The 17,629-nt window shown below is 36.9% G+C and carries 14 protein-coding genes; 6 read left to right on the top strand and 8 right to left on the bottom strand.

Annotated features, from left to right (window positions below; all coding sequences use genetic code 11):
- Positions 1 to 6: 6 nt before the first annotated feature.
- Positions 7 to 705: a tRNA1(Val) (adenine(37)-N6)-methyltransferase gene (locus BKK54_RS03885; RefSeq protein WP_077541673.1), complete on the bottom strand. Its 699-nt coding sequence runs from the start codon at positions 703 to 705 to the stop codon at positions 7 to 9.
- Between the two features lie 100 nt (positions 706 to 805).
- On the opposite strand from BKK54_RS03885, the gene srmB reads away from it, so the two are divergent.
- The gene (srmB, locus tag BKK54_RS03880) at positions 806 to 2,146 is read left to right on the top strand and encodes an ATP-dependent RNA helicase SrmB (RefSeq protein ID WP_077541670.1); all 1,341 of its coding nucleotides are present in this window, start codon (positions 806 to 808) and stop codon (positions 2,144 to 2,146) included.
- A 162-nt stretch (positions 2,147 to 2,308) separates the two neighbouring features.
- Here the strand turns inward: srmB and BKK54_RS03875 are convergent, their stop codons facing one another.
- The 6 genes from BKK54_RS03875 to rpsT all read right to left on the bottom strand — a co-directional run bounded on the left by BKK54_RS03875 (position 2,309) and on the right by rpsT (position 7,797).
- Entirely contained in the window at positions 2,309 to 2,938 is a 630-nt protein-coding gene (locus BKK54_RS03875) for an HNH endonuclease (RefSeq protein WP_077541668.1), read from the bottom strand.
- A complete protein-coding gene (locus BKK54_RS03870) occupies positions 2,931 to 3,527 on the bottom strand; it encodes a hypothetical protein (RefSeq protein ID WP_077541666.1) in 597 nt (198 codons plus the stop codon). Before BKK54_RS03870 ends, BKK54_RS03875 begins: the two co-directional genes overlap by 8 nt.
- Entirely contained in the window at positions 3,527 to 5,665 is a 2,139-nt protein-coding gene (locus BKK54_RS03865; protein ID WP_077541664.1) for a sensor histidine kinase, read from the bottom strand. The genes BKK54_RS03870 and BKK54_RS03865 overlap by 1 nt, the downstream gene beginning before the upstream one ends.
- Positions 5,666 to 5,675: 10 nt before the next feature.
- The gene (locus BKK54_RS03860; RefSeq protein ID WP_077541662.1) at positions 5,676 to 7,118 is read right to left on the bottom strand and encodes an Eco57I restriction-modification methylase domain-containing protein; all 1,443 of its coding nucleotides are present in this window, start codon (positions 7,116 to 7,118) and stop codon (positions 5,676 to 5,678) included.
- 40 nt (positions 7,119 to 7,158) lie between these two features.
- On the bottom strand, positions 7,159 to 7,311 hold the full coding sequence (locus tag BKK54_RS11725) for a hypothetical protein (protein WP_158074610.1): 153 nt from the start codon (positions 7,309 to 7,311) through the stop codon (positions 7,159 to 7,161).
- Positions 7,312 to 7,533: 222 nt separating this feature from the next.
- Positions 7,534 to 7,797 (bottom strand): 30S ribosomal protein S20, encoded by a 264-nt coding sequence (rpsT, locus tag BKK54_RS03855; RefSeq protein WP_005548279.1) that lies wholly within the window; start codon positions 7,795 to 7,797, stop codon positions 7,534 to 7,536.
- A gap of 267 nt (positions 7,798 to 8,064) precedes the next feature.
- On the opposite strand from rpsT, the gene murJ reads away from it, so the two are divergent.
- From murJ to ispH, 5 genes are all read left to right on the top strand, one after another.
- A complete protein-coding gene (gene murJ / locus BKK54_RS03845; protein ID WP_077541660.1) occupies positions 8,065 to 9,639 on the top strand; it encodes a murein biosynthesis integral membrane protein MurJ in 1,575 nt (524 codons plus the stop codon).
- A 46-nt stretch (positions 9,640 to 9,685) separates the two neighbouring features.
- The gene (gene ribF / locus BKK54_RS03840) at positions 9,686 to 10,624 is read left to right on the top strand and encodes a bifunctional riboflavin kinase/FAD synthetase (protein WP_077541658.1); all 939 of its coding nucleotides are present in this window, start codon (positions 9,686 to 9,688) and stop codon (positions 10,622 to 10,624) included.
- A 15-nt stretch (positions 10,625 to 10,639) separates the two neighbouring features.
- Positions 10,640 to 13,465, top strand: a complete 2,826-nt coding sequence (gene ileS, locus BKK54_RS03835) for an isoleucine--tRNA ligase (RefSeq protein WP_077541656.1) — start codon at positions 10,640 to 10,642, stop codon at positions 13,463 to 13,465.
- A gap of 240 nt (positions 13,466 to 13,705) precedes the next feature.
- A complete protein-coding gene (gene lspA / locus BKK54_RS03830) occupies positions 13,706 to 14,224 on the top strand; it encodes a signal peptidase II (RefSeq protein ID WP_077541654.1) in 519 nt (172 codons plus the stop codon).
- The gene (ispH, locus tag BKK54_RS03825) at positions 14,221 to 15,165 is read left to right on the top strand and encodes a 4-hydroxy-3-methylbut-2-enyl diphosphate reductase (RefSeq protein ID WP_077541652.1); all 945 of its coding nucleotides are present in this window, start codon (positions 14,221 to 14,223) and stop codon (positions 15,163 to 15,165) included. Before lspA ends, ispH begins: the two co-directional genes overlap by 4 nt.
- A 336-nt stretch (positions 15,166 to 15,501) precedes the next feature.
- Here the strand turns inward: ispH and BKK54_RS03820 are convergent, their stop codons facing one another.
- Positions 15,502 to 17,439 (bottom strand): TonB-dependent receptor plug domain-containing protein, encoded by a 1,938-nt coding sequence (locus tag BKK54_RS03820; protein ID WP_077541651.1) that lies wholly within the window; start codon positions 17,437 to 17,439, stop codon positions 15,502 to 15,504.
- Between the last annotated feature and the right edge of the window lie 190 nt (positions 17,440 to 17,629).

The following is a 17,629-nucleotide window of genomic DNA, read 5'->3' as shown; positions in this document are numbered from 1 at the left end:
TTATTATTAAAATTTCAAATAAAAATCCTTCGTTAATTCGGTAAATTCCTTGGTATAACGGTTTTTTTCATCGTAAATCACGATTTGCTCATGCACTAATTTTTGTGATTGTTTGGAAAAGGTGATTAACATTCTTTGTGGCGATTTTCCGATTTTTGTGATGACTTCCGTTTGTTTGACACAACAAAGAGCGGTCAGTTTTTCGAGGGTTTTTGCTGCTTCATAGGGTAACACAAAACTGATTTTTCCCTTTTCAGATAAGCGTTTAGCCGCCCAGGTTAGCCAATCTAAATGACTTTGTGTAGTATAACGGGCTAACTCTCGTTCTTCGTTTTTACATTCCACGCCTTGTTCAAAATAGGGAGGATTGGCGACAATGAGATCAAAGGTTTCTTTTGTGTCGGATAAAAAATGTTGCACATCTCCCTGAACCAAATTTATACGTGATTTCCAAGGTGAAAGCGTAATATTTTCTTGTGCTTGTTGTGCGGCGGCAGGATCTAATTCAACGGCATGAATTTGGCAATCTGACGTACTGCGTTGTGCAAGCATTAATGCCAGCAAGCCTGTTCCGCTTCCCATATCCAGTATATTTTTACAATGATTTGTGTCAGCCCACGCCCCCAGTAAAATACCGTCCGTACCTACTTTCATTGCGCAATGTTGCTGATTAATGTGAAATTGTTTAAAGGTGAAACTACTCATAAATATTTCTTAAATTGACCGCACTTTCCTGTTTATTTTTAGTCATTTCGAGGCTTTTCAGGTATAATTTGCGCCAATTTTAACAAATAACCATACAATAATGAATTTTCCCCAATTTGAACAATTCGATCTTTCCCCTGAACTTCTTCAAGCGCTTGAAAAAAAAGGGTATTCACGTCCAACAGCGATTCAATTGAATGCGATTCCGGCAGCAATGGAAGCCCGTGATGTGTTAGGTTCTGCCCCAACGGGAACAGGAAAAACGGCAGCATTTCTCTTACCGGCATTGCAACATCTGCTTGATTATCCACGTCGTAAACCCGGCCCGCCACGTATTCTTGTATTAACCCCAACCCGTGAGCTGGCGATGCAGGTGGCACAACAGGCGGAAGAATTAGCACAATTTACCCATTTAAACATCGCTACCATCACCGGCGGTGTGGCCTATCAAAACCATGGTGAAGTTTTCAATACCAATCAAGATTTGGTGGTGGCGACCCCAGGGCGTTTATTGCAATATATTCAAGAAGAGAATTTTGATTGTCGTTCGGTGGAAATCTTAATTTTTGATGAAGCAGACAGAATGTTGCAAATGGGCTTTGGACAAGATGCGGAAAAAATTGCGGCGGAAACCCGTTGGCGTAAACAAACCTTATTATTTTCAGCAACCTTAGAGGGGGAATTATTGGTGGATTTTGCCGAACGTCTGCTTAATGATCCCGTGCAAGTAGATGCCGAACCAAGCCGCCGTGAACGGAAAAAAATCAATCAGTGGTATTACCACGCCGATAGTTATGAACACAAAGTGAAATTATTGGCTCGTTTTATTGAAACAGAAAAAGTAAGCCGAGGCATTATTTTTGTGCGTCGCCGTGAAAATGCCCGAGAACTTTCCGAAACCTTGCGTAAACGGGGTATTCGTTCCGCTTACTTGGAAGGTGAAATGGCTCAAACCCAACGTAATAATGCCATTGATAAATTAAAATTGGGTGTGGTGACAGTATTAGTGGCAACGGATGTAGCGGCTCGAGGTATTGATATTGATGATGTCAGCCATGTGATGAATTTTGATTTGCCATATAGTGCGGATACTTATCTACACCGTATTGGGCGCACCGCTCGAGCAGGCAAAAAAGGCACTGCGGTATCTTTTGTGGAAGCCCACGATTATAAATTACTCGGCAAAATTAAGCGTTATACGGAAGAAATATTAAAAGCCCGTGTTTTGGAAGGCTTGGAACCCCGCACCAAACCACCGAAAGACGGTGAAATTAAATCGGTGAGTAAAAAACAAAAGGCCCGTATCAAAACAAAACGGGAAGAAAAGAAAAAAGAGGCGGCGAAGAAAAAAGTGAAATTGCGGCACAAGGATACGAAAAATATTGGGAAGCGGAGAAAGGCGAGTAGTAGTGAAAATCCAACAAACTCAGAACTACCATAATCAACATGGCTGCAAAAATAGCGATTTGCTGCCATTTTTATTGGATATAAGATAAGGTAAAATTGTGTGGAAGATTAGCTGTAGAAGAAAAAACCAATCTGACGTTAATTGAACCTTAAGAGTAAACAACTAGATTAGGTTTTATCTTCTAGACTTTAGTCATCAGAATGTATTTCTTGTTACTCTTAAAATTTGAATTACTTCTCCAAGTTTTGTATATAAATTTGTATTGCTTTTATACTTTTTTTGGAAACCTATAAGATTCATTAATAAATAGTCTAATCTATGAACTTCAGAATCAAGTTTTAACTTTCTATAAAATTCCTCTATGTGTATATTTCCTAGAAATTTGGGGGATACTCTTATATAATACTTATCGTCTCTAGTAAATGTATCTTTTATGGAGCTCAAGTCTGGATGTAAATTAACACAATTATTACTTTCAACATCAAAATCAAGTTTATTATGGTTACAGTCATGACAAGCCAGTACAAGGTTATCTATATTTCCAGCGTTTGCCTTTGTCTTAAATTTAGGAGATTTTTTATATAAGAAGTGATCTATTTCAAAGTAACGTTTGGGTAATAGTTCAATTGACACTCCACAATATGAGCATTTGTGATTGTAGGCTTCTAAAAATACATTTTTATAGTTATAACTATTATTACTTATGTAAGTATGCATGTCTTTTGCCCTAGGATGATCATTTAAAATTAAACTCTTTACACTTTGCTTCGATACCAGAATATTATTTAAATTGGGACAATATTCTGTGTTTCTGTAATCAGTCATCTATACTACCTTTAATCTCTTTAAATAAACTTACAATATTATCAATATCCTCTTTTTTAAGTTCATCATATGAGACAATTCCGTTTAATGAATTAGTAAGCTTTTCAACAAAAAAGTAATTATCCCATGAGCGATTGTTCCTAATAATATCCATTATTTTTCGTGACTCATTAATGTTTTTTATCGCTTCTTTTATTTTATAAGGAATAATCGAACTATAATATTCATTAGCGTCTTTTTGATTTTTTGAGTTATATTTCGCAATAGTTTGGTATCCATCTTGGATAGTATTCTGAGTTATTACAATAACTTCTATAAAGGGAAATATTTTCTTAAATATTAGTTTAAATTCTTCTCCAGTAAATTTTCTTTGAGTTGGATCTCTATTCTCAAATAGTCTAGAGTCAATAAAAATTATATTTGCAGATAAGACGTCATTATTTTGTATAAGACTCTCATATCCATTTTTAGGATCAAATTCTATATCTATTGACTCAATCTGATAGCCTTCAATTTTATATTTGTCTAAATAACTTGATAATGCTGCATCTGGAACATCATCAATATAAACAATTTTTATTTTTTCCATTAGCTTTTATCCCCTAAAGTAAACTCAATTTTAAACCCATTACTTCCTTCTATTTTTTTTATTTCCCCTCCTGTCATAGTTATTGTGTTATTGACAATCCACATCCCAAGACCATGCCCATTATTGCGTGTTGTTTCATGTACCTCTAATATCTTAAAAGGATTAACTACATATTTGTGATCTAGTCCAATTCCATTATCTGAATAAATTATAAGAATAAATTCATTATGTTTAATTATTTTAATTGATAATTTTAATTCAAAATTAGTTTCATTTTGCTGTATACTGTTTAAAATTAAGTTATCTAATATAACTCTAACCAGATCCTCTGATATATTGTATATGGTATTTTCCTCGGAGTCTATATTTATTTTAATTGTTCCATAGTCTTTTTCCCAAACATTTTTTATATTTGTAACAACCTCTTTAATATTTAGTAAGGTTGTTTTAAATTGTTTCTTTTCTATTTCAATTAACATTGTATCCATGAAAGATATAATTTTTTTCCCTACGTCATCCATTCTTTTTAATAATGAAGGAATGTTTTTATGATGTTTATTTGTGTTTTCTGGATGGTTAAGTTTCTCCCAAAGTCCGTATTCTTTCAATGCATCAATAATATATGAACAATTGCTATACATCACGTTTCTATCGGTCTTCATTTCATGAGCAATAGATGATGCTTTTAGTCCAATCGTAGCAAGCACATTTAAGATCCTTACATCATATTTATATCTTGCTTCTACATCCGATTTCTCTCTTTCAAATTTCTTACTATCTTGTCTGAATGATTTAAGCTCATCAATGAGTTGTTTTTTATCACGATCGTCTAGCTTATCTAATTTTTTAGGATTATTTACAATTTTATCTGATATTTTATTAGTAGATATTTCTTCTTCTTTTTTATTTTTTATATTTATCGCTCTAACTATATCTTGTCTATATCTTTCAAACTCTTTCAATCCAATTAATATAATTTGGACAAATAACTTATAATATATATTTTCATCCAATCCTTGTCTGTTCATAAGATCTTGTAACATATAATTTATTTTTTTATCAATTAATACATACCCTGATATTTGATTTTCTCTGACTCTCCAGGAACCAGTGGGGTGAGATGCTGCTGCCGGTGATTTTCTCGATCTTTTTCCTAATCCTAACCAATCTTTTTCACCTTCAAATGAAGAGATACTAAAAGCATTTCTATATAAAATTACTCCACTTTCAATATTTTCAATTGTATTTAGATATTTATATAAAAACTTTTCTTTATCATAGTTTGTCGCATTTAGATTAAAAAATAAATTAGCAGAAAATCTGCCAAGTTCATTTAATTTATTAATTAAATCATAGCCTGATAAGTCAATAATATCATTTCCTTCAAGTTCATCAATAATGTTTACTTTAGAAATATGTTTATTTAAATCTATTTTAGGGCAATATTTTTCGGCTTCATTAGTAAATTCATCAGAAAATACTAATATAGATAAAATTCCTTTATCGTATTCTAACTTAATATTTGATCTACAGTTTTTACCAGGTTCTGGTTCTGGAAAATGCAAACCTATAAATTCATCGTATTCATTAGATTTAATTCTAATCTTCATGGCTGTATCATGATATGTTCTTTCAAGGTACTTGTTTAATTTTTTTATCCTATTAGTACTCCATTTTTCTCTAAGATTGTTTATTAAAATACAAGTACCTTTATTTTTTATATTATGGTCTAAATATAATGTTGATTTATTCCAATCTGTTTCCCAAATAACACCATCTTTTTCAATCTTCTTACTGTGTAATCGTACATTCTTACCTAACCTTGATAATGCAAATCTACCTACACCTTTTGAACCCGCTTGGACTCTCACATTTTTATTTATATCAACAAAACTATATCCTTTACTGCTCTTTCCTATATGCATCCAATGTTTCTTTATATCCTCTGAATCCATTCCATCTCCATCGTCAGTTATCTTTAACATTGTACCCATAAATTCCATAGTCAAATTTAAAGCATTCGCATCATATGCATTTTTCACTAATTCTAATATAGCAGCCTCATCGGTAGAAAAGTTTTGTACACCTAAAAGTTCTGCAATTGTACTATCTTCAATAATATATTTAAGGTTTTCCATATTTTCTCCACTAAAAGTTAAATCCTTCAATATCTTTTGATGTAATTCTTAACGAACTTCCACTAATATTTATTCCTATTTTATTTATATAATTCATAAAATTCTCACTTTCAAGAATTTTTTTTGCAAAATCTAAATCATATTTCTGATTTCCTTTCCTTATGGAAATATACATACCTGCATATGGAATATATTCTTCAGTGAGTTTATATACATGGACTTTATCTGTGATAATTGTTGATATAAGCAATTTTTCACATCTAATTTTTGAAAGTGCTTGAGTTCTTCCATATTCAAACCACTTGGAATTTTTATCGGATTTTCTCCTTATTAAATCTTCTTTAAATTGACTTAAATAAGCAAAAGCACCTGGATATAATTTTTTTAATTCATCTTCTTCAAACTTTATTAACTGATTATTAATATATTTATATGGAAAAATAATTTTTTCCATTTTATCGTATCGCCAAGTTCTAGGTGAGGATGTAGACATAACAATTTCTTTTTCAATTTTAATACCTCCTACTTTATAATAGCCTTCTATATCATCATAGATTTCTTTACTAATAACATATGCTTTGTTGAATAAAGTTGCTACTACGTGTGATACCTGAAAATAGTCGCCAAATCTTCTATTTCCACCTATGTTAAATTCATCAGAAAAAATCCACTTTTCTTTCATTCTTGTTTTTGGAATATAAATTTTATAATCGCTATTTATATCTAAATAACAAACTTGTCTAGTATTACAACTTTTATCAATAACTATGATTGCTGATTTCACTAATGCATTATCAAATATTTTTTCCTTTGTATAGTCTTTTATTTGAACAAGATACTGATTCATAAATATTCTAAGTTTTTTACCAAAAACTGTTTTAAATATACTACTAGGTATTAGATATGACATTTTTCCTTCATTTGATAAAAGATTTATACTGCGTTCAATAAATGCATAACAGTAATCAAATTTCCCATTTTTGCATGTTTCATACGTTTCTTTAATAAAAATTCTTTCTTCTGATGGTAAATCTCTATAATTTATATATGGTGGGTTCCCTACTATAAAATCAAATTTTATATTTATTTCACTTTTTAAATAGTCTTCGTTATAAATTTTCCATTCAATCTTTTCTATGTTATTTTTCTTGACAATATGATTTAAATTAAAAATGCATTTTTTAAATTGCTTTTCATCAATTTCAAATCCATAAATATTTTTTTCTAATCCAATTTTTATTTTCTCTTTAGAATATTTTAACTCACACGCTTCATGAATGTACCTTTTAACTATTTCAATAAGAATATTTCCATTTCCACAAGAGTTTTCTAAAATTGTTTTATTTGTTATATTCTTACGGTAACCAATAGAATCTAAAAGCTCTTTTACATAATTTTTAGGAGTAAATATTTGACATTTATTATCTATGCTTTTCTCACTTATTTTTTTCATTATCAAGATACTCTAATTTTTTATAACTTTATTAGTTTATTTATTCATCTGTAAATATTTTATCCGTTTTAAACGAAAATTTCTCTCGAATTTGATGATCATCCAAACCTGCATTACGAATTTCAGGCGTGATAAATTTTGAGCGAATATCCGATTCAGACATTTTTAATTTTTCTTCTTTACTAAATGACATTATCCAAACCTTCCGATAAGTTTTTATTATCGGAATTATGCCTGAAATGGGAGAATAAAGAAAGGCGAAGCATTGGGAGCTGGAGGCTCAAACAGCAAATAAAATGATTTAAGGATAAGGGGAAAGTTAAGAAAGTGTAAAAAATTTTCACCGCACTTTTTTTCTATTTTGAGCAATAAAAAACCGCACCTAAAAGTGCGGTCTTTTTTTATGCTGTTTTCATTACGCTAATTTTTTGATTTGCGCAGCTAATTTAGATTTGTGGTTCGCTGCTTTGTTAGCGTGGATTAAGCCTTTTGAAGCCATACGGTCAACAACTTTTTGCATTTCAACGAATGCTGCTTCAGCTGCTGCTTTCTCACCTGCTGCTACTTGAGCATAAACTTTTTTGATGTAAGTACGCATCATAGAGCGTTGGCTTGCGTTGTGTTGGCGGCGTTTTTCAGATTGTACCGCACGTTTTTTTGCTGACTTGATATTAGCCAAGGTCAAACTCCTAAAATTTCTGTTAATTAGTGTGACAAAATAAAGGGCGTCAATATGACGATTTTTTATACGTTTGTCAATGGAAAATTTGTGTTGATTTCGGTGAGACACAACCGAAAGTAAGCATCGTTATTTTTACAAGCGCTTTCAATAGGGGCTCACACAAACGATGTGGGGCGGATTTTATCAGTTTTTTTGCGTGGAATATAGCGTAAAAACAAAATTTCTATACAATTAGGCAAAATTTTTAGCCAAGAGAACAATGTTTTGAGTAAACGACTTTTAAAATCGGGCGTGATTGTCAGCTGTATGACGCTATTATCGCGCGTATTAGGTTTGGTGCGTGATGTTGTCATCGCCCATTTGATTGGGGCGGGAGCGGCGGCGGATGTTTTTTTATTTGCCAATCGTATTCCGAATTTTCTCCGTCGTTTATTTGCCGAAGGGGCATTTTCCCAAGCCTTCGTTCCTGTGTTGGCAGAATATCGTAAGACAGGCGATATAGATAAAACCCGTGAATTTATCGGTAAAGTATCCGGTACATTAGGCGGTTTGGTGAGTATTGTGACTTTGTTAGCGATGGTGGGTTCGCCTATTGTTGCCGCATTATTTGGTATGGGTTGGTTCACCGATTGGCTTAATGATGGCCCTGATGCGCATAAGTTTGAACAAGCCTCTTTGCTATTGAAAATTACCTTTCCTTATTTGTGGTTTGTCACTTTTGTTGCCCTTTCCGGAGCGGTATTGAATACGCTGGGCAAGTTTGGTGTGATGTCTTTTTCGCCGGTGTTACTAAATATTGCCATGATTGCGACCGCACTTTTCCTCGCGCCACAAATGAATAATCCCGATCTAGCATTAGCCATCGGTATTTTTCTCGGCGGGTTATTCCAATTTTTATTCCAAATTCCTTTTATGAAAAAAGCCGGACTTTTGGTAAAACCGAAGTGGGCATGGCATGATGAAGGCGTGGTAAAAATTCGTAAATTGATGATTCCGGCATTGTTTGGCGTATCCGTCAGTCAGATCAATTTATTACTGGATACCGTCATCGCCAGTTTTTTAATGACCGGCTCGATCAGCTGGCTTTATTATTCCGATCGTTTGTTGGAGTTTCCTCTCGGTTTGTTCGGCATTGCCATTTCTACGGTGATTTTACCTACCCTCGCTCGTCATCATGTTAATCGGGAAGATAATTCCGAACAAAGCGCGGTAGATTTTCGCAGCACTATGGATTGGGGCGTGCGGATGATTTTATTACTTGGCGTACCTGCTGCGGTGGGCATTGCTGTACTGGCGCAACCCATGCTACTCACTCTTTTTATGCGGGGAAGTTTTACCTTTAACGACGTGCATTCTGCCTCCTATTCTTTGTGGGCGTTTAATGCCGGCTTGTTGAGTTTTATGCTGATTAAAATTCTTGCCAATGGCTACTACGCTCGTCAAGACACCAAAACGCCGGTGAAAATCGGCATTATTGCGATGCTGAGTAATATGGGATTTAATGTATTGGCGATTCCCTTTAGTTATGTGGGATTAGCGATGGCTTCTGCCATGTCCGCGACACTGAATGCTTACTTACTTTATCGTGGTTTGGCGAAGTCCGATGTGTACCGTTTTTCACGCCAAAGTGCGGTCTTTTTCGTGAAAGTTTTATTGGCTGCCTGTGTGATGGGGGCATTGGTGTGGTATTACACGCCTGTGATTAATGAATGGGCTGTGATGAGTTTTATGCAACGGGTTCATTGGTTGGCTTGGCTCATTGCACTGGCTGCGATAGTTTATGGTGGAATGTTGGTTTTGTTAGGCATTCGTCCGCACCATTTGCTGACAAAAAACTAACTTACCGCTATAATGCCGAAATTCTGAAATTTTCTTGGGTAAGGTCATGCAATTAATTCGTGGGCTACATCATGCAAGCCGAGTTTTACAAGGTTGTGCGCTCACAATCGGCAACTTTGACGGCGTGCATTTAGGGCATCAGGCGGTATTACGCCACCTTCGCCAAAAAGCGGACGAATTAAATTTACCTATGGCGGTATTACTATTTGAACCGCAGCCCCGAGAATATTTTATGGGGGATAATGCACCGGCACGTTTAATGCGCTTGCGTGATAAGCTTTATTATTTACGGCAAGCCAAAGTAGATGTGGTGATTGTCGCGAAATTTGACCGCACTTTTGCCGAACAATCAGCGCAACAGTTTATCGAACAAACATTAGTGAATCAGCTCCACGTAAAATTTTTAAGCATTGGCGATGATTTCCAATTCGGTGCAAACCGTCAAGGCAATTTTGCGATGTTAAAACAAGCGGGTGAGCGTTTCGGTTTTACCGTGGAAGATAATCATAGTTTCTGTTTGGATGAACAACGCATTAGCAGTACTACCATTCGGGAAGCCTTAGCAAAAGATGAATTATCCCTTGCAGAAAGTTTGTTAGGCAAGCCTTATCGTATTTTTGGTCGTGTCATTCACGGCAATAAATTAGGCAGAACATTGGGATTTCCCACCGCCAATATCCGCTTGCACCGCCAAGTGAATCCGATTAAAGGGGTGTATGCGGTAAAAGTGCGGTTAAAATCCGGCGAGATTTTTAACGGTGTTGCCAATATGGGAAAACGTCCAACAATTAACGGTGTAATGCAATTATTAGAAGTGCATTTATTTGATTTTGCTAAGACAATTTATGGTGAACAGGTTGAAGTTGAGTTCTGCCATAAAATCAGAGAGGAAATGAAATTTCCTTCTTTTGATGTTTTAAAAGCACAGATTGAACGGGATGTTGAAACCGCAAAAGCGTTTTTTAGCAAGAATTTTAAAAAGTAAAAATTGGAAAATAAAATGACAGTCGATTACAAAAACACGCTTAATTTACCGGAAACAGGTTTTCCAATGCGTGGTGATTTAGCCAAGCGCGAGCCTGTGATGTTGAAAAATTGGTACGAGAAAAATCTTTACCAAAAAATTCGTGAAGCCTCAAAAGGTAAAAAGTCCTTTATTCTGCACGATGGCCCTCCTTACGCAAACGGTAACATTCATATCGGTCATGCGGTAAACAAAATTTTAAAAGATATCATTATTAAATCTAAAACCGCATTGGGTTTTGATTCCCCTTATATTCCGGGTTGGGACTGTCACGGTTTACCGATCGAATTAAAAGTAGAAGGTTTGGTGGGTAAACCAAACGAAAAAATCTCAGCGGCGGAATTTCGTGCAAAATGCCGTGAATACGCAGCAGAGCAGGTGGAAGGGCAGAAAAAAGATTTTATCCGTTTAGGTGTATTGGGCGATTGGGATAATCCGTACTTAACCATGAATTTTGAGACGGAAGCCAATATTATTCGTACCCTTGGAAAAGTGATTGCAAACGGGCATTTATACAAAGGTTCAAAACCGGTACATTGGTGTTTGGATTGCGCCTCTTCTTTAGCCGAAGCGGAAGTAGAATACGAAGATAAAGTTTCACCGTCTATCTATGTTCGTTTTCCGGCAGAAAGTGCGGTTGAAATTGAAGCCAAATTTAACGTGCAAGGTAAAGGCAGCGGCAAACTTTCCGCGGTAATTTGGACAACCACACCTTGGACAATTCCGTCTAACCGTGCGATTGCAATTAATCCCGAATTGGAATATCAGCTTGTTCAATTTGGTGACGAACGTGTCATTTTAGCGACAGAACTTGTGGAATCCGTAGCGAAAGCGGTTGGCATTGAAAACGTGGAAATTTTAGGGACGGCGAAAGGTGTGGAACTAGAGTTAAGTCGTTTCCATCATCCGTTCTATGATTTTACCGTGCCGATGATTTTAGGCGATCACGTTACCACCGATGGCGGTACAGGGTTGGTTCATACCGCTCCGGATCACGGTTTAGACGATTTTATGGTGGGGCAAAAATATAATTTGCCAATGGCATGTTTGGTGGCAAATGACGGCAAATTTATTTCTACCACGCCATTTTTTGCTGGCAAAGCTGTATTTGAAGCCAACCCGCTTGTGGTGGAAAAATTGCAAGAAACGGGTAATTTGTTGAAAGTAGAAAAAATTACGCATAGTTATCCGCACTGTTGGCGTCATAAAACTCCGATTATCTTCCGTGCCACACCACAATGGTTTATTGGTATGGAAACCCAAGGGCTGCGTGCTAAAGCTTTGGGCGAAATTAAAGGCGTACGCTGGATTCCTGATTGGGGTCAAGCCCGAATCGAAAAAATGGTGGAAAATCGTCCTGACTGGTGTATTTCCCGTCAGCGTACTTGGGGCGTGCCGATGACCATGTTCGTGCATAAAGAAACGGAAGAATTACACCCTCGTACCCTAGAATTATTGGAAGAAGTGGCAAAACGAGTCGAGAAATCAGGCATTCAAGCATGGTGGGATCTGGACGAAAAAGAAATCCTTGGTGTAGATGCCGAACATTATCGCAAAGTACCGGATACGTTAGACGTGTGGTTTGATTCCGGGTCAACCTATTCTTCCGTGGTGGCGAATCGTCCTGAATTTAGCGGTCAAGGGATTGATATGTATTTGGAAGGCTCTGATCAACACCGTGGCTGGTTTATGTCATCCTTAATGCTTTCCACTGCAACAGATAATAAAGCCCCTTATAAACAGGTACTCACCCACGGATTCACGGTGGATGGTCAAGGCAGAAAAATGTCAAAATCTATCGGCAACACGGTGACACCACAAGAAGTGATGGATAAATTCGGTGGTGATATTTTACGTTTATGGGTGGCATCAACGGATTACACCGGTGAAATAGCCGTATCCGATGAAATTTTAAAACGAGCGGCCGACAGTTATCGCCGTATTCGTAACACGGCACGTTTCTTGTTAGCGAACCTAAATGGTTTTGATCCAAAACGTGATTTAGTGAAAGCGGAAGAGATGATTAGCCTTGACCGCTGGGCGGTGGCTTGTGCGCTTGAAGCACAAAACGAAATTAAAGAGGCTTACGATAATTATCAATTCCATGCCGTGGTGCAACGCTTAATGCGTTTCTGTTCCGTGGAAATGGGATCGTTCTATTTGGATATCATCAAGGATCGCCAATATACCACCAAAGCGGATAGCCTCGCCCGTCGTAGCTGTCAAACTGCATTGTGGCATATTTCAGAAGCCTTGGTTCGTTGGATGGCGCCTATTTTATCTTTCACCGCAGACGAAATTTGGCAATATCTACCAAAAACCGAGGATGAACGTGCGGAATTTGTCTTCACAGAGGAATTTTACACAGGCTTATTCGGATTAGGTGAAAACGAAAAATTAGACGATGCCTATTGGCAAAAACTTATCGCAGTGCGTTCCGAAGTGAATCGTGTGTTGGAAATTGCCCGTAATGAAAAAGTGATTGGCGGTGGATTAGAAGCAGAAGTGACCCTTTATGTCAATGATGAATACCATACTTTACTTGAACAACTTGGCGATGAATTACGTTTTGTGTTAATTACCTCAAAAGCGACAGTCAAACCACTTGCTGATAAACCGGCTGAAGTGGTGGAAGGCGAACTTGAAGGCATTGTAGTGAGAGTGGTGCGTTCAAGTGGGGAAAAATGTCCGCGTTGCTGGCATTATTCCGATAAAATCGGCATAAATCCGGCACACCCTGCATTATGTCCACGCTGTGTGGAAAATGTGGCAGGTAGTGGTGAAATTCGCCATTTTGCATAGTGTAAATTTTCATATTCAAAGTGCGGTTGATTTTGACCGCACTTTGCATTTATTTCGGTATTATGTGGCAAACGCACAAAGCAGGAAATTTCAAATGTAGGGACACACTGAGTGTGTCCGTTATAAAATCAAATTATCTCAATAGATTATTAAGCGGACACAGGTAGTGTGCCCCTACAAATGCACCCCGGTTAGGTTTGTGTAACTGCGACATAATATTGATTTATTTAGGAATTTTTTATGGTTAAAACAAAATCCGGTCTCTCCTTTCTTTGGTTAAGTGCGGTGGCCTTTGTCTTTGATCTATTGACAAAATATTTTGTAGTTCAAAAATTTGCCCTCTACGAGAGCGTGAATATTTTGCCGATATTTAATCTCACTTATGTGCGTAACTACGGTGCAGCGTTTAGCTTTTTAGCGGATCACGGTGGTTGGCAAAAATACTTTTTCATTGTATTGGCTATCGGTATTTCCCTGATGCTGATGTATTTTCTAAAGAAAAATACGGCAACTCAAAAATTACAAAATGCGGCTTATGCGCTGATTATTGGCGGTGCGTTGGCAAATATGGTGGATCGTACCTATCACGGTTTTGTGGTCGATTTCCTCGATTTTTATTGGGATATTTATCATTATCCGGTGTTTAATATTGCGGATGTAGCCATTTGTATTGGTGCAGGCTTGCTTATGTTGGATGCATTTAAGAGCGAAAAGAAAAACCTACAAGATAAACAAACAGAAAAGAGCGGTCAAAAATGAAGATAATTTTAGCTAATCCACGTGGATTTTGTGCCGGTGTTGACCGAGCCATCAGCATTGTCGAACTCGCCCTTGAAATTCACGGTGCGCCGATTTATGTACGTCACGAAGTGGTGCATAACCGTTTTGTGGTGAATGGGTTACGAGAACGTGGCGCTATCTTTGTGGAGGAATTGAGTGAAGTGCCGGACGGTGCCATTGTCATTTTCTCAGCTCACGGTGTTTCTCAAGCCGTCCGTCAAGAAGCCAAAGATCGCCAATTAAAAGTGTTTGACGCCACTTGCCCGTTAGTGACGAAAGTGCATATGCAGGTTGCACGTGCTAGCCGTAAAGGAACAAAAGCCATTCTTATCGGGCATAAAGGGCATCCTGAAGTCGAAGGAACAATGGGGCAATATAGCAATGATAAAGGTGGGATTTATCTCATTGAAAGTGTGGAAGATATTGCCCGTTTACCTGTGCAGGAAAATGATGAATTGACATTTATGACCCAAACAACACTCTCTTTAGATGACACAGCGGAAACGATTTCAGCATTAAAAGAAAAATATCCGTCAATCCAAGGACCGCATAAAAATGATATTTGTTATGCGACCACAAACCGCCAAGAAGCCGTGCGTGAGTTGGCAAAGTTGTCGGATCTTGTTTTAGTGGTGGGGTCGAAAAATTCCTCGAATTCTAATCGCTTGGCAGAATTAGCTTCCCGTATGGGCGTGCAATCTCAGCTCCTTGATGATCCTGCCGATATTCAAGCAGACTGGTTTGATAAAGTAAAGACGATCGGGATTACCGCAGGCGCTTCAGCACCGGAAGAATTAGTGCAATCCATCATTGCCCGCTTAAAAGAATTAGGGGCTAATGAATTAGAAGAGCTCCAAGGGCTAGAAGAAAATATGTTCTTTGAAGTACCGAAAGAATTGCGGATAAAAGAAGTGAATTAAAGAAAAAACGGTATCTCAATTGGGATACCGTTTTTTTATGGCGTGATTCAATATTATGTCGCAGTTACAGAAAGTTATTTTTGGTTCTCTTCTAGGGATACACTGCTTGTGTCCGTTATAAAATCAAATCATTTCAATATGTTACGGACACACGCAGTGTGTCCCTACATTCTGTTAAAATTTCTGTTTTTGTGCATTTGCTACATAATGCTGGAGTGGTTCTAAAGTGCGGTCAAAATTATTCACAAACTCGCTTACTCGTTTGTGTACTCCTTTCGGGGTCGTTGGCAAAGCCAACGTTCAAAAAACGTTGTTTTTTGTGACCGCACTTTTGGTTTAGAACGAACCTTTTAAACCAACGTAGATATTACGACCGTCCTGACTGTATCCAAGAATATTTTCGTATTTTTTGTCGAATACATTGTTTAAGTGTGCATAAATATTTAAGTTCGGAATAACTTGATAATTCACACCTAAATTGACCAATGTGTATGAAGGCATCTTGAAGTCACCGGAATCAAGGCGTTTGCCTACATAAGAGATATTCGCATCAGAACCAAACTTTTTAGTGATTTGGTAGGATAAACCGAGGTTAGCTACATGTTTAGGACGGCGAACATAATTTAAACCATATTGATCGTTTTCTGATTTAATGTAGGTGTAAGTGTAATTTGCATAACTAGAAAGGTTATCAGTAAATTTACTATTGTAAGCAATTTCTATACCGTTAATTTTAGTTTTGCCATCACGGTTTATTGCACGGTTGGGATGGCTATAGTCACCTAAGACTGAATTTTCATCGCTTAAGAAATTATCTACGTTACGAGCAAAATATGTCGTATCCAGACTATGGTGTTTGTCTTCACTTTCTATTAATAAACCTAGTTCACCGCCTAGGCTTTTCTCTGCTTTCAAGTTTGGATTTGCTAGCCAAGTTCCCCCCCAACCATAGTACTCTGACATTGTTGGGTTATGAATTGCTTTACCAAAACTTGCATGTGCTTTAAAGTTTGGTGATAAACGGTATGCCCCAGCAATACGGGCGGTAAATGCGTTTTCAAATAAGCTGTTATCAGTATAACGACTACTTAGAGAAAGACTATGATCCGATTCAGTAAATAAACGATATTCGGTTGCAATACTTTTTTCTGTTAGTTTTTTTTCATTAAAATTGTATGTTGAGGCGATATATTTTGTATTTTGATAGTCAGCTAGTAAGCTAACCGCTTGTTTAATTTCACCATCAGGGTCAAAGTTAATATCTAATTGATAATTTGTATTTAATTTCTCGCTCTCATATTCTGTTTTACCCACAGAAGAACTCCACGAACTGTATTGAGTAGTGTCATTATCTGTTTTCACGTGGCTTATTAATGCTTTATGAACAAATAAGTCATCTGCATTACCTACATAACCACTTAACTTATAACGGGTTTCCCGAATGCGAGTGTTGTCATCAAATACTCTTTCATTTATAGCACTATTATCGAAATGGAGCGTTTGAGAAGAGTGTGATACAAGGAAATCTATCCCTTTCGTACCATTATCAAAACCTAAACGTAAAGAGGTGTTATCACGATGGAAACCATCTTTTTCACTTGTTGGTACATTGCTGGTCGTTTGCCCTGAAATGCTAGTATAATTAAATATATGTTCGCTACGAGCCGAAATACCTCGAGTACGATGGCTATCACCATGAAGGGCATAATAAAAACCATCTTTTTGACCAGAAATCGTCACAGAACCATCACGTGTACGGTGTGAACCTGTACCTACGTCAAAATCAATATTAAATAGTTTGTCTTTATACAGACCACTTTTCGTTGTGATATAAACCACTCCCCCCATTGCATCACTTCCCCAAAGAGCAGATTGCTCACCACGCAACACTTCAATTTGGTCAATATTACTAAGAGATAATCCTCCAAAGTCAAAGTTAGTATCAGCAGGATTTACACGAATACCATCAATAATCACAGCGGTATGTTTAGAATTAGCTCCTCGTAAGAATAAGCTGGTTGAAGCCCCACGCCCACCACTTATCCCCATAGCCACGCCCGGCACGGTTTTTAACACATCACTCACATAAGTGGCATTACGTGATGCAAAATCTTTTTCGGTTAAGACCGTGACGGATGAAGCGGTTTGATCTTGATTGATCGGTGTTGCATAGGCGGAATAAACATTTATGGTAGGAAGTTCTGTGCCGGATTCTGCATAAGAAAATGCAGAAGTGCCGAGCAAAAGCGAGACGGTTATGAGATTCTTTTTCATCAATAGGTTCCTTGGGTTAAATAAAGAGGTATTTTGGCATAACTCCTTTTTCTTTCCTAATCGAGATTTTTCATATCAAGTGTTAATTTCATTCATAAAAACTCATTGGTTTCTCACCGCACTTTTCGCCTTTATCCGCCCTTTGCTTTCAAGTATAATGGCGCCATTTTTTCATCACATTTAATATTCA

Source organism: Rodentibacter genomosp. 1, assembly GCF_001999285.1.
In the GTDB taxonomy this organism is placed as follows: Bacteria; Pseudomonadota; Gammaproteobacteria; order Enterobacterales; family Pasteurellaceae; genus Rodentibacter.
The sequence above is the reverse complement of the archived record's forward strand: the minus strand, read 5'-3'. Positions and strand labels throughout refer to the sequence as shown.